This window comes from Amedibacterium intestinale, assembly GCF_010537335.1.
Taxonomy (GTDB): Bacteria; Bacillota_I; Bacilli_A; order Erysipelotrichales; family Erysipelotrichaceae; genus Amedibacterium; species Amedibacterium intestinale.
On the sequence record NZ_AP019711.1, the window covers coordinates 2,361,723 to 2,375,469 of the forward strand.

At 33.8% G+C, this 13,747-nt stretch carries 12 protein-coding genes and 1 tRNA gene; 10 read left to right on the top strand and 3 right to left on the bottom strand.

All coding sequences use genetic code 11. The features are described 5' to 3' along the window. Positions 1-3: 3 nt before the first annotated feature. The gene (locus tag A9CBEGH2_RS11775; RefSeq protein WP_163104881.1) at positions 4-1,191 is read left to right on the top strand and encodes a MalY/PatB family protein; all 1,188 of its coding nucleotides are present in this window, start codon (positions 4-6) and stop codon (positions 1,189-1,191) included. Between the two features lie 15 nt (positions 1,192-1,206). Continuing rightward, positions 1,207-1,950: an RDD family protein gene (locus A9CBEGH2_RS11780; protein ID WP_118276839.1), complete on the top strand. Its 744-nt coding sequence runs from the start codon at positions 1,207-1,209 to the stop codon at positions 1,948-1,950. 135 nt (positions 1,951-2,085) lie between these two features. Here A9CBEGH2_RS11780 and A9CBEGH2_RS11785 read toward each other — a convergent pair whose 3' ends face one another. Continuing rightward, entirely contained in the window at positions 2,086-2,304 is a 219-nt protein-coding gene (locus tag A9CBEGH2_RS11785; protein ID WP_118276840.1) for a hypothetical protein, read from the bottom strand. Positions 2,305-2,588: 284 nt separating this feature from the next. On the opposite strand from A9CBEGH2_RS11785, the gene A9CBEGH2_RS11790 reads away from it, so the two are divergent. The 7 genes from A9CBEGH2_RS11790 (at position 2,589) to A9CBEGH2_RS11820 (ending at position 11,293) form a co-directional block, all read left to right on the top strand. Further along, positions 2,589-3,122 carry a type II toxin-antitoxin system RelB family anti-toxin gene (locus A9CBEGH2_RS11790; protein ID WP_115715746.1) on the top strand — a complete coding sequence of 178 codons (534 nt, stop codon included), beginning with the start codon at positions 2,589-2,591 and terminating at the stop codon, positions 3,120-3,122. A gap of 11 nt (positions 3,123-3,133) precedes the next feature. After that, positions 3,134-4,711, top strand: a complete 1,578-nt coding sequence (locus tag A9CBEGH2_RS11795) for an ABC transporter ATP-binding protein (protein WP_115715745.1) — start codon at positions 3,134-3,136, stop codon at positions 4,709-4,711. Further along, a complete protein-coding gene (locus tag A9CBEGH2_RS11800; protein ID WP_115715744.1) occupies positions 4,712-5,554 on the top strand; it encodes an ABC transporter permease in 843 nt (280 codons plus the stop codon). Next, on the top strand, positions 5,551-7,452 hold the full coding sequence (locus A9CBEGH2_RS11805) for an extracellular solute-binding protein (protein WP_118361745.1): 1,902 nt from the start codon (positions 5,551-5,553) through the stop codon (positions 7,450-7,452). Before A9CBEGH2_RS11800 ends, A9CBEGH2_RS11805 begins: the two co-directional genes overlap by 4 nt. Positions 7,453-7,728: 276 nt before the next feature. Next, positions 7,729-8,700, top strand: coding sequence for a rod shape-determining protein (gene mreB, locus A9CBEGH2_RS11810; protein WP_118276842.1), 972 nt, complete (start codon positions 7,729-7,731; stop codon positions 8,698-8,700). A 164-nt stretch (positions 8,701-8,864) separates the two neighbouring features. Continuing rightward, positions 8,865-9,773, top strand: a complete 909-nt coding sequence (gene ftsX, locus A9CBEGH2_RS11815) for a permease-like cell division protein FtsX (RefSeq protein ID WP_207657653.1) — start codon at positions 8,865-8,867, stop codon at positions 9,771-9,773. Positions 9,774-9,790: 17 nt separating this feature from the next. Further along, on the top strand, positions 9,791-11,293 hold the full coding sequence (locus A9CBEGH2_RS11820) for a murein hydrolase activator EnvC family protein (protein ID WP_115715740.1): 1,503 nt from the start codon (positions 9,791-9,793) through the stop codon (positions 11,291-11,293). Between the two features lie 97 nt (positions 11,294-11,390). Here A9CBEGH2_RS11820 and A9CBEGH2_RS11825 read toward each other — a convergent pair. Next, a tRNA-Leu gene (locus tag A9CBEGH2_RS11825) sits at positions 11,391-11,476 on the bottom strand. A 143-nt stretch (positions 11,477-11,619) separates the two neighbouring features. Between A9CBEGH2_RS11825 and A9CBEGH2_RS11830 the strand changes: the two genes are divergently transcribed. Next, positions 11,620-11,925, top strand: coding sequence for a hypothetical protein (locus tag A9CBEGH2_RS11830; protein WP_115715739.1), 306 nt, complete (start codon positions 11,620-11,622; stop codon positions 11,923-11,925). A 44-nt stretch (positions 11,926-11,969) separates the two neighbouring features. Here the strand turns inward: A9CBEGH2_RS11830 and A9CBEGH2_RS11835 are convergent, their stop codons facing one another. Then, a complete protein-coding gene (locus tag A9CBEGH2_RS11835) occupies positions 11,970-13,727 on the bottom strand; it encodes a M3 family oligoendopeptidase (RefSeq protein WP_163104883.1) in 1,758 nt (585 codons plus the stop codon). Positions 13,728-13,747: the final 20 nt, after the last annotated feature.

A 13,747-nucleotide genomic window follows, 5' to 3' on the forward strand; every position in this document is an offset into this window, starting at 1 on the left:
AATATGAAGTATAATTTTGATGAAGTGAATAATCGTTTAGGAACATATTGTACACAATGGGATTACATTGAAGATAGATTTGGTGAAAAAGATCTTTTACCATTTTCTATTTCGGATACAGACTTTAAGATTCCAAAACCAATTACAGAGAAAATTTTAGAAGTTGCAAAACATGAAATATATGGATATACGCGCTGGAATCATCATGATTTTAAAAGTAGTATATGTGAGTTTTATAAGCGTAGACATAATTGTGATATGAAAGAGGACTGGGTCTTATACAGTCCATCTGTCATGTACTCTGTTTCATTGCTTATTCGCTTATTATCTAAACCAAAAGATAAAGTTGTTACATTTAACCCTATGTATGATTCTTTTTTTACAGTTGTTGAAGATAATGATCGTATATTGGTAAGTCATTCTTTAAAACATGAAAATAATACATTTGTTATTGATTTTAATTTATTAGAAGAGCAGTTAAAAGATGCTTCTATTTTGCTTCTTTGTTCTCCACATAATCCAACTGGAAGAGTCTGGACAAAGGAAGAAATGGAACAAATGGTAGGGATTTGTAAAAAGTATGATGTGTCCATTATTTCTGATGAGATTCATATGGATATTTTAATAAAAGATAGATTGCATTTACCTTTGTTAAAATATTATGATGTTTATAAAAATATTTATACAGCATCTTCCTGTAGTAAAACGCTGAATGTTCCGGGTTTAATAGGTTCTTATGCAATTATTCCAGATGAGAAAATTAGAGATGCATTTTTACATCAAACGAGAAGAAAAGATTTTTTGAACTCTGTAAGCATTTTTGGAATGTATGCAACTATGGTAGGTTATACTTCTTGTGATGATTATATAGATCAAATGATAGAATATTTAAAAGGAAATATGAAGTATGTAGAGGATTTTATTCGAGACAATCTTAAAGATTTTTCTTTTGAAATTCCAGATGCTACTTATTTAGCATGGATTGATGCTAGAAAGGTACCATTTACTTCAGAAGAAATACAGGACGCCTTAGTCCATGTAGGAAAAGTTGCTATCATGAAAGGGGAAGTTTACGGAGATAACGGAGCTAAATATCTTCGTATGAATTGTGGTTGCCCAAGATCAAAATTAGAAGAAGGAATGAAAAGGTTAAAAAAAGCAATGGATTGGCTTTATGAGCAAAAAAAGTAAGTGAGGTTTAAAAATATGGGAGTACTATATAAAGCATATACTTGGTATCAAGGAAAAATTGATCAAACCACTTGTGATGTGGAGTTTTCAAAGCGGTTTTTATCTTATGTTGTTGATTGGGGATTAGGTGGTATCTTTACCGGTTTGCCTGCTGTATTGACGTATGGAGCAGTTACTGGAAAATCTGATATGTTTTCTGATTTATATGTTTTTCAAGCATTAGGTTTTGATAAATCATGGGCATATGTGGCTGGAATCGGAACAATCTTATTTGCATTGTTTTATTATATATATATTCCATGGAAAGTATATCCAGGTCAAACATTGGGAAAGCGTTTGATGGGGTTTCGCATTCTTAAAACAGATGGGAATGCAGTTGATTTAAAGACGCTGATTCTTCGTCAGTTTGTGGGATTAATGTTGTTAGAAAGTATTGCACTTGTGGTATCAAATTATCTTAGTCAATTAGTTACGTTAACTTTTATGGTTTATGTAGATGATGTATGGTCTGTTATAGGCTCAATATTATTTGTTCTTTCAACGATGCTAGTAGCTGGAACACCTTCTCATCGCGCAATACATGATTATATCGCGAAAACAAAATTGGAATTATATGATAAAAATAAAGAAATAAAGAAAGAGGAAGAGGCATCTGTAAAGGAACAGGTTAATAGAGAAAAGAAACATCGTCAGACAAAACAACAAGGGAAAAAGATGGCGAATCGATTACCAAAGAAAAAAAGTAGCTCTCATATATAAAAAGATAAATAATTATTAGTCTATTGGGCAAGGTATTCAGAATTCTTGAATTTCCTTGCTTTTTATATTAAAAATCAGTGATTGTTTTGAATGTAAGGAAACATTCTCATCAATCACTGATTATATTAATAGTTTTTAATAAGATGAAACATTATAGAAAACTCCGCCAAGCTCAGGTAATGATTTTAATGTATCTTTAACCTTTCGTACAATGACTTTTTCATCTCCATCAGGACAACTAAATACCATATTCAATCCTTTTTTACCTTCGTAAACAAATGAAGGTTCATCTATAGAAAGTATAGTGTTTTTTATTAATTCTGTATGAGCAACAGAACCTACAAGTATTTTCATGAGCAAATCCTCCTTATTCTTTCTTTTTTTATTTTAACATTTTTTAACAGAAGAATTATGCTGATATTTGCATGGAAAAATGCAAGATCGATTCTAATCTTTGTAATAATAAATAGGAATTAGACCACGAATTCAAATATTGCTAAACTTGCTTGTTTAGTCTTACTGAATTTTCTGTATTATTTTTTAAATATCATATTGAAATTTGTAGAAAAAACGATATAATTGTTTTGTTTGATTTTTAGAATTAAATGTTTAGTAAAAGAAAACAGGGAGGAGCATGCGTGGATATAGGTAGACGATTAAAAGATCTTAGGATTTTGAATGATCTTACTTTAGAGGAATTAGCTTCCAGAAGTGAGCTTACCAAGGGCTTTTTATCACAGGTTGAGCGTAATCTAACAAGCCCCAGCATCTCTACATTAGAGGATATTTTAGAGGCTCTTGGGACAAACCTTTCGGATTTTTTTCGTAAGGAAGAGGAAGAAAAAATTGTGTTTCAGACACAGGATTTTTTTGTGGATGAAAAGGAAGAATATACACTGGAATGGGTAATTCCCAATGCACAGAAAAATGAAATGGAGCCGATACTTTTGACATTGCATCCACGACAGGAAAGCAAAGTTATGGAATGTCATAGCGGAGAAGAGTTTGGCTATGTGTTAAAAGGCAATGTGATGCTTGTACGTGGAAATAAAAAGTATCGTTTAAAGGCAAAGGAAACGTTTTATCTTAATGGGAAAATAAGCCATTATCTTGTGAACATAGGGAATAGTGATGCGAAGATTTTATGGATTACTACCCCGCCAATGTTTTAGGAGGATGTCGTATGGAAAAGAAAAAACTGATTCAGTTTCGCAATATTGTGAAAGACTTCGATGGACAGATTGTATTAAAAGGAATCAATCTAGATATTTATGAAAACGAATTTGTAACACTGTTAGGGCCTAGTGGATGTGGAAAAACTACCTTGTTAAGAATCCTTGGTGGTTTTTTAGAGGCAAATGAAGGTGCCGTTATTTTTGATGGGGAAGATATCAGCAATGTTCCTCCTTATAAAAGAGAGTTGAATACGGTATTTCAAAAATATGCTTTATTTCCTCATATGACAATTTATCAAAATATTGCGTTTGGCTTAAAAATCAAGAAAATGAGCAAAGACGTAATTGAGCAGAAAGTCATGAAAATGTTGAAGCTGATTGGATTAGAAGGATATGAAAATAAGAATGTAACGCTTCTTTCCGGAGGGCAGCAGCAGCGTGTTGCGATTGCCAGAGCTTTGGTAAATGAGCCAAAAGTATTATTGCTGGATGAACCATTAGGGGCGTTGGATTTAAAACTGCGTAAAGAAATGCAGTATGAACTAAAACGTATTCAGCAGGAAGTTGGAATCACTTTTATTTTTGTAACACATGATCAGGAAGAAGCATTGACAATGTCTGATAAGATCGTTGTTATGAAGGATGGAGAAATTCAGCAGGTAGGAACACCAGAAGATATTTACAATGAACCGCAAAATCGCTATGTCGCAAGTTTTATCGGGGAAAGCAATATTCTTCCTGCAGTAATGCTGGAGGATTACAAAGTGAAGTTTGATGACAAGGTGTTTGACTGTGTAGATTTTGGTTATAAACAGAATGAGCCGGTAGATGTTGTCATTCGTCCAGAAGATATTGATATTGTAGATGTGAAAGATGGAAAGATGACAGGAGAAGTCTTAAGTGTATTATTTAAAGGAGTACATTATGAAGTTATGGTAGAAACAGTACCTGGAACTTCTGTGAGCGTAAATATGCATGTCATTCGAAATCATGATGTCACATCAGAAAATGGAAAAGAAAAAATAAGTGCGAATGATTTCTATGTGGATATTGAAGACTTGAAAGAATTAGATGATAAAGAAATCGTTGCACGTGCGGATGCACAGGCATGGAATCCAGAAACGGATGAGTACATCTCCATTAGTAAGATTGAATATGAATTAAAAGAAGAAATTGGAGAATATCCGGTAACTTTCTCTACATCCAATGGAACATCCATTCAAAGAACCATTTTTGTTGTTAATCAGCCATTTGTAAAAAATGAAAAAGCAAATGAAGCAGTTATGGCATTTAACTTCTTTAAAACAGTAGATGAAATCAAAGAATCTGTAGCACTTGATACGGATTTGAAAACATGGGCAAATGCACAGGGATGGAAACTGTCTGATGAAAATGAAGCTGTGGATATCAGTGTAGATTATGATTTCGATGATGAAAATATCAGTGAAGGTGTATACAAAATTACGTTCTGGACAACTGGTAGAGAATTTAAAATTCACACGACAGATTTTGTGGAGGAAGGAAAAGAGGTCGGTTTAACATTCTTCCCGCAAGATATCCATGTCATGGAAAAGATGGGATTCTAAATGAAACGTTTTTCACAGCTAGCATGGCCATATATGATCTGGTGTGCAATCATGCTGCTTCTTCCAATGTTACTGATTTTCCTATATTCTGTAACAACGCAGGGGAACAGCGTTATTAGTTTTTCTTTTACACTGGATCATTTTAAACGTTTTTTTACCGACCCTGACTTTCTCCTTATCTTATGGAGATCTCTTGTTATTGCGATTAAAACAACGATCATATGTGTACTTTTAGGCTATCCAATTGCTTACTTTATCGCAAGAAGTTCTGATCGTGTACGTAATATTTTAGTGCTGGTGATTACGCTTCCTATGTGGATCAATATGCTGGTACGTACGTATGCATGGATTGGAATTTTATCTGATGGAGGTATTGCACAGCAAATTTTAGGATGGTTTGGTCTTGGCGATACAAAGCTTCTATATACAGAAGGGGCTGTATTGCTGGGAATGGTATACAACTTTATTCCCTTTATGATTTTGCAGGTCAATGCTTCTTTAAGTAAAATGGATACTTCCTTGCTGGAGGCAAGTAGTGATTTAGGTGCAAATCGTTTTCAGACATTTTGGAGAGTTACCTTTCCTTTGTCTTTGCCAGGAGTCATCAGTGGGATTACACTGGTATTTCTTCCTGCTGTGAGTTCCTTCTTTATACCAAAACTACTTGGTGGAGGACAGTATTTCCTAATTGGAAATGTGATTGAAAACCAGTTCATTACCGTTGGAGAATGGAACTTTGGTAGTGCAATTTCCATGGTCATGGCTGTCTTGATGATGGTTATGATGATGGGCGTAAGAAAGATGGAAGAAAGAAATAGAGGAGGGAAGAAAAAAGAATCATGAAAAAAGAGAGAAGACTGTTTGGAAAAGGACTCATGACTTTGATGATTCTGTTTTTCTACTTGCCAATCATCTTTATGATCGTCTTTTCCTTTAATGAAAGCAAATCACTTACAAACTTTACCGGATTCTCTTTGAAATGGTATACACACATGTTAGAATCCAATGATATGGTTTCTTCCCTGTATACGACATTTAGTGTAGCTATTATCGCAACGATCGTATCCACTATCATTGGTACGATTACCGCTATTGGATTATCCAAATCACGTAAGGTAGTACGTGAAATTGTTACACAGGTAAATGATCTTCCTTTGATGAATCCGGAAATTGTAACAGCGATTGGATTAATGTTGCTGTTTATTACGTTCCAGATTGAAAAAGGATATATTACGATGCTTTTGGCACATATTGCCTTTTGTATTCCTTATGTAATGTTATCGGTAATGCCAAAAATCAAATCACTGGATCCAAACTTAGCAGATGCAGCAATGGATCTTGGGGCAACGCCTTGGCAGGCACTAACAAAAGTTATGGTTCCACAAATTATGCCGGGAATCATATCTGGTGCGTTAATTGCCTTTACTATGTCTTTTGATGATTTTATCATTTCTTATTTTGTCACAGGCAGAGGGGTTAAAAACCTAAGTATCATGGTGTATACGATGAGCAAACGTGTGAATCCAAGTATCAATGCGATTTCTACTTTGGTAGTTGTACTCATTACAATTGTATTGCTTATCGTTAATGTACTTCCAATGATAAGAAACAGTAAAAAAGAAAAAGCAGAAAAACAGCCAGTCCAAAAAAGCAGAAGAAAAGGAAGTTTGCTTGCACTGCTTCTTGTAGTTGTAGTTGCGGGAGCATCTTTCTTTGGATTACAGCATATGCAAAATGGTGCAGGGAAGTTTAAAGGACAAACACTGCATGTATATAACTGGGGAGAATATACAGGGCAGGAAGTCATTCCTATGTTTGAAAAACAAACAGGTGCGAAAGTTGTTATGGAAAATTTTGAATCCAATGAACAAATGTATATCAAGGTGGCAAATGGGGATTCTTATGATGTTATTGTGCCAAGTGATTATATGATTGAACGTTTAATCAGTGAAGACTTGTTGCAGAAACTGGATAAGAGTAAATTAAACTGTATGGATTTATTATCAGATGGTGTAAAAGGTTTGCCATATGATCCAAACAATGATTATTCTGTTCCATATTTCTGGGGAACGGTTGGAATTGTTTATGACAAAACAAAAGTGGATATCAAAGATTTGGAAAAAGAAGGGTTCAATATCTTCCTTGATACAAAATACAAAGGGGATATTTACTTATATGATTCTGAACGTGACAGTTTTATGATGGCTTTAAAAGCTCTTGGCTACTCTATGAATACAAAAAATGAAAATGAACTTCAAGAAGCATATGAATGGCTTGTACAATGTGTAGAAACGATGGAGCCTGAAATTGTTACGGATGAGATCATTGATAACATGGCACAGGGAAGAAAAGCTTTAGGATTAATTTATTCTGGAGATGCAGCTTATGTTATGAGTGAAAATGAAAATATGGGATTCTATATGCCAGAAACAGGTACAAACTTGTGGAGTGATGCAATGGTAATTCCTAAGAATGCAAAAAATCCAGAATTAGCTCATGAGTTTATTAACTTTGTTTCCAGCTATGAAGGAGCTATGAATAATTCCAGTGAGGTAGGATATACGTCTCCAAATAAACAAGTTATGGAAGAATTATCTAAGTCAGATTATGAAGGTATCAATGCGTACATTCCAAGAACTGGAAATAAAAATGATGAAGTATTCAAATATGATGGAGAAATCAAAAAAGTCATTTCTTCCTTATTCAGTAAAGTAAAAGTTATCGCATCAAATGCAGAATAAAATTGGAAAAGGCAGACAAGATTTATCTCTTTGTACTGTCTTTTTCTTACTATGGTTATGATTTTTTGTTAGATAAAAGTAAAGTTAAATATCTGTTTTCAGCATGCTGCTAGTAAAAGGAAACAATACTTTTTCTTGTAATTTTTGTTTTGTTGCATGCAAGTATATTTGAATTGTAATATTTTTTGTCTTCTGTTCTTTCTTTGTTTTGCGTTTTTTTGTTATGTGTAGTATATTATGATAGTAGTTTTATTGATAAATGGGAGTGTAAGTAAAATGGTAACAAAGATAGGTATTGATTTGGGTACAACAAATTTGTTAATGTGTTTAAACAACAGTGGAGTCATTGTAGATGAACCTTCGATTATTACAGTTGATGCATCTACAAAAAAATGTATTGCGGCAGGTATAGAAGCAAGAGAAATGATTGGTAGAACGCCAAAAAGCATGATTTGTATCCGTCCATTAAAAGATGGAGTAGTTGCGGATTATGAAGCAACCGATATGATGTTAAATTATTTCTTAAAAAAATGTAATTTAAAAGGATGGTTCAAACGCAATGTGATTTTAATTTGTCATCCAACAAAAATTACATCGGTAGAGAAAAATGCAATTCGTGACTGTGCATATCGTGCCGGTGCGAAAAAAGTATATTTGGAAGAAGAACCAAAAGTGGCCGCTGTTGGAGCAGGTCTTGAAATTGGAAAACCAAGTGGTAACATGGTACTAGATATTGGGGGAGGAACCAGTGATATTGCGGTATTATCTTTAGGAGATATCGTTTGTTCTACATCTATAAAAGTGGCAGGAGATCGTCTTTCTCATGACATTATAGAAGGGGTACGTTTACATAAAAAGATGTATATCGGTGAGCAGACTGGAGATGAAATCAAGCAGAAAATTGGTACAGCTATCAAAATGGAAAATCCAGAAGTTATTACCGTAAGTGGAAGGGATGTAGAAACAGGACTTCCACATACAATTGAAATCAATTCAAACGAAGTAGAGTCTTATATCCATGACAGTTTACAGGAAATTATACATGCGACAAAAACAATCTTGGAAATTACTCCGCCAGAATTAGCAAGTGATATTGTGCAAAGAGGACTTGTTTGTACAGGTGGTGGATCTTTGCTGCATGGACTTGATGAACTTTTAAAACAAGAATTAAAAATTCCTGTGTATATTGCGGAAAATGCACTGCATTGTGTTGTTGATGGATGTAATATCATGTTAAACAATTTATAAAATAATGCTTTGAATTTCTTGATAGCAGAATGGTTTTTGTTATCAAGAAATTTTTCTTTTTAAAAATGTGAAACGAATATGTGAAAAGTGTTAGAAATCTTTACTTTTTATATTGGGTAAGGTATCATATGATTGATATAAAGTAAGGAATAATGAGTGATTATATGAAGAAATTATATAGATATTTTAAATTTCAATTAAAAATGACAGGAAAGAATTTAGCTCGTCATTTCGGTTTAGCAATGTCAGCTGCTTTTTCAGTTACAATTACTTTAGTACTTATATCTTCCTTCCTGCTGTTAACAAGTAATCTTTCAAACTTTGGAGAGAATATTCAGGGTCAGGTTACAATACGTGCATCAATTGATCCAATTGTAAAACAGGAAGAAGAAGCTGCTTTGCAGGAAAAAATTGAGAAAATGGATAATGTAAAAAGTGTGCAGCTTTCTACTGGTGATGAAGAATTAGAAGCTTATAAAAAAGAATATGCAGATGAAAGCAGTTTATTCGATATGTATGAAGGAGAAACGAACCCTATTCGTGATACATTTGTTATAGAAGTAAAAAACAGCAGTAAAATTGCGGATACAACAGCTTTGATTGAAAAAGAAAAAGGAATTGTAAAAGCGGATTATGGAGGAGAGGCAACCGCGTCCATGCTGGAAACTTTTTCTGCAGTACAAAAAGGAAGTATGATATTTATTGCATTTTTAATTTTAGTAGCATTGTTTTTAATATCTAATAAAATTAAAATGTCGATTTATACAAGAAAATCTGAAATTGCGATTATGCGTTTTGTTGGTGCCGGCAATTGGAATATTCGTTTTCCTATGATGCTGGAAGGGATGATTATCGGTCTTATAGGTGCAGTGATTCCGATTGTATTAACAATCGTCATATATCAGTGGATATATGATTTAGGAAATGGCATTATGCTTAGCAGCATGTTTACTTTACAGCCGGTATATCCATTGACTTTACATATTTCTATACTGCTTGCAGGAATTGGTATTCTTGTGGGGCTTATTGGAAGTTTCTTTTCAACTAGTCGTTATCTTAGATGGAAACGGTAAGAAGGAGTGTGAATACGATGAGAAAAAAATTACTTCTTTTAACATTAAGCAGTTCACTGTTTATAATGTGTGCTTATCCAGTGCAGGCAAAAAGTTTTGCGGGAAGAGAAGAAGAGATGAATCAGAAATGTTCTGCTATTTATGATGAAGAAACACAAAGAGAATGCGAAGAATATAAGGCATACATACAAGAACAGAATCAAAATTTAAACAAGGATATTCAAAATATAAAATCACAGTTGAGTGCTGTTGGAAATGATATTAATAAATTAACGGAACAATTAAAGAAAAATAATGATACTATTAAAAATCTCGATTCTAAAATTCTTAATGTGCAAAATAGCATTGATGCGATTTCACGAAATATCGTTTCTTTAAATAAGAAAATTGATGAGAAGGCAAAAAACATTGAAAAACGAGATAAGCAGATGAGAGAGAGACTTGTAGAGATGCAGGTTTATACAGGAAGTAACAATTTCGTTGATTTTTTGATGGGTTCAAGCAGTTTTGCGGATTTATTGCGCCGTTCAGAAATTCTAGGTGAATTGAATGCGTATGAATCAGAACAAATAAAAGCTTTAAATAAAGAAAAAGAAGAATTGTATCAAGATAAAGAGAAAGTACAAAAACAAAAGGATATGCTTGAAACACAGAAAGCTTCTTTGAAAAATAATAAGGAAAAGGCTGTAGAACTAAAGGCAGTGAATGATCAGCTGATGAGCAAATATCGAAAACAGGAAGATGAACTTCTAGATGCGAAGATTCGTAAGCAGTTAGCACAATCCAATCTTCCTACCATTGATACATCTATCATTCCTAAAGAAGAACCAGATAATGGAAATGATAATAATTCTAATGGAGGCGATTCCTCAAGTGGAGGAGATTCTTCAAATGGAGGTAATTCCTCAGGTGGTGGAGATTCCTCAAACGGAGGAGGCTCTTCTGGTGGTGGAGGATTTAAGCCAAGCAGCGGGTTAATTGTACCAATTCAGGGTAAATGGTATCGAAGTGCAGGAACATGGGCTTATCCAGATGGCGGTGTTCATAGAGGAATGGATTTCGGTACTTACAGTGCAACAGGACTTTCTGTAGTGGCCCCGGCAAATGGAATTGTTATATGGACATATAATGGATGTGCCAATAATGGTTATCTTGGAAATCAATGTGGAATTCCAAATACGACAGGAAATAATATGACCATTGTTGTTCGCGCAAACAATACAACCTATGCAATTTCCTTCTATCATCTAACATCAACAGTTGCCCCAGTTGGAAGTATGATCAGTCAGGGACAGCTAATTGCCTATACTGGAAATAGTGGAAGCTCAACAGGGCCACACTGTCACATAGAAGTTATTAATCTTGGAAATATTTCATTAGAGACAGCAGTACAAAGATATAATACAGGATATTATAGTTATCCAAAAGACTTATCTTTTGGAGTAGGATGGGGAATAGATCCAAAAGCTTGTGGAAGTGCTCCTTGTCGAATGCGTCCAGAAACTTTCTGGGGATATTAAAAGTATAAAAGCAGTATCGAATCCTATTTATAGGAAAGATGCTGCTTTTGGTATATATATAATAAAAAGGACCAGCAAGTAGTCCAGTAATTTTCAATGGTGCAGAAGATGGGACTTGAACCCACACGAGCATACGCCCACTACCCCCTCAAGATAGCGTGTCTGCCATTCCACCACTTCTGCATTTTACGTCCATAATCATACACTATTTCTGTTGAATTAGCTACTCTTTTGTCTAAAAAAGTTATTGAAATAATTTATATATCACATCTTATTCCCATAATAATATATGATAATAGAATGCGTTATAGAAAGGTGATAAAAAGATGAAAAAAGAGCTTAAAATCTCTGCAGCAAGCATTTTGTTTTATGTTGCGGCAGTCGTATTTCTTGGTATTGCAGTATTTTATATTTGGCAGACATATGTGATGATATCGAATTATGCAGAGGCTGGACAAAGCATAAATATCACTGCAGCTTTAGATAATTATTTTACTTATTGTGCTCCATATTTTGCATATGCTATTCTTTGTTATGGATTAGGCGTAGTTATGGGGAAACTTACAAATTTAACGCATGTGATGTCTTTATGTCTAGAAAGTACGCAAGAAGAAAAAGAAATTGAAAAATAAATACAAAAGCTGCAGCAGAATGAAATCTATGCAGCTTTTTTGTGTTATTTGTTTTCTGTTAGAGAAAGGAATGTTTCTATATCTTTTTTTGCGGTTTCTAAACTACTGATCCAGAAATCTTTTGATGTTAAATCAATATCTAAGATTTTAGCGACATCTTCTACATCTGAAACTGTTGTGGCTTTCAACATTTCACGATATTTAGGTACAAAGTTTTCTTTCATCTCTTTATATTTTACAATTAAACCTCTGGCAAACAGACCTCCAAAAGCATATGGGAAGTTATAGAAACTTAACTGTGAGGAATAGTAGTGCCCTTTATTTACCCACATATAAGGATGCAAGTAATTTGGATCTAATCCATCTCCATATGCAGTTTTTTGTGCGTTTAACATGATTTCTTCTAAATCTTTTGAAAACAGGAATTCATTTTTTCTGCGCTCAAATACTTCACTTTCAAATAAGAAACGAGAATAGATATCGCACATAATCTGCGTAAGATCCTGTAACTGATTTTCCAGCAATACAAGTTTTTCTTCATCGCTTGCTTCTTCGATAACAGCATTCATAATGATATTTTCATTAAAAGTAGATGCAGTTTCTGCAACTGGCATGGAGTAGTCAGTGTTTAAGATACGATGATCTTCAATCATCATACCATGATATGCATGTCCCAATTCATGTGCTAGAGTTACCACATCTCCAATATTTCCATCGAAATTCGTTAAAACACGGCTTTGTTTTACAAATGGAAGATTTGCACAGAAAGCTCCTCCTACTTTTCCTTTTTTAGGATAGAAATCAATCCATTCTTCTTCAAATGCCTGTTTCATCATATCTGCCATATCGCTGGCAAATGGAGAAAAGTGACTGATTAAATAGTCTTTCGCTGTTTCAATTGTAAATTTTGTATTTGTTTTTCCCATTGGTGCGAATAATTCATACCAGGGAAGTCCGTTCTTATATCCCATAACTTCTGCTTTACGACGTAAATATTTATGGAAAATAGGCATATAGTCTTTCATAGCACTTAACATAGCATCCAAAGTTTCTTTTTTCATTCTGGATTGATGCAGTGTCATAGCAAGAGGACTTTCATATCCTCGCAAATCGCATTCGCATAATACCTGCTGTTTAATGTTGTTTAAAGAAAAGCTAATTGCATCTTTGATTTTATCATATGCTTTTAATTCAGCTTCATAAGCCTCTTTTCTTACTTCCTGACTGTCATCGTAAGCAAGATTTCGTATAGCAGATAAGGTTGTTGTTTCTCCTTTATACTCTACTTCTAATGTACTTGTTAGATAGCTGTGCATCATTTCCCATGCATTTCCACCGGAAATATTCATTTTGGATAGTACATCTTCCACATCATTACTTAAAAGATACTTTCCATCTTCTTTTATCGTATGCAGTAAATAATGATAATCTTTTAAAAATTCATCTTGTTCAATAAGAGTATCTAAATTATCTGTTTCAGAAATATAGCGATGAAATGCAGCAATTGCCTTACTGGAAGAAGATGCAATTCTTGTGATTTGACTGTCATAGGCAGCTGTTTGCGAATCGGTTGTATTTGTAGATTGTCGAAGAGCTGTATATTCACCTAAACGCATATGTAAAAGTGCCATTTCTTCCATTGTTTTTAAAATGTTTACTAAAGTTTCTTTTTCATTGTCATGTGATAAAGATGCTGCTAATTCATCACATTGTTTTACGCTTTTCTCAAAAGCTTTGATATCTTTTTGAAAAGTATCATCATATCCTTTATATAAGATATCTAATGACCATGTATCTTTCATATATATACCTCCCTTGTTTT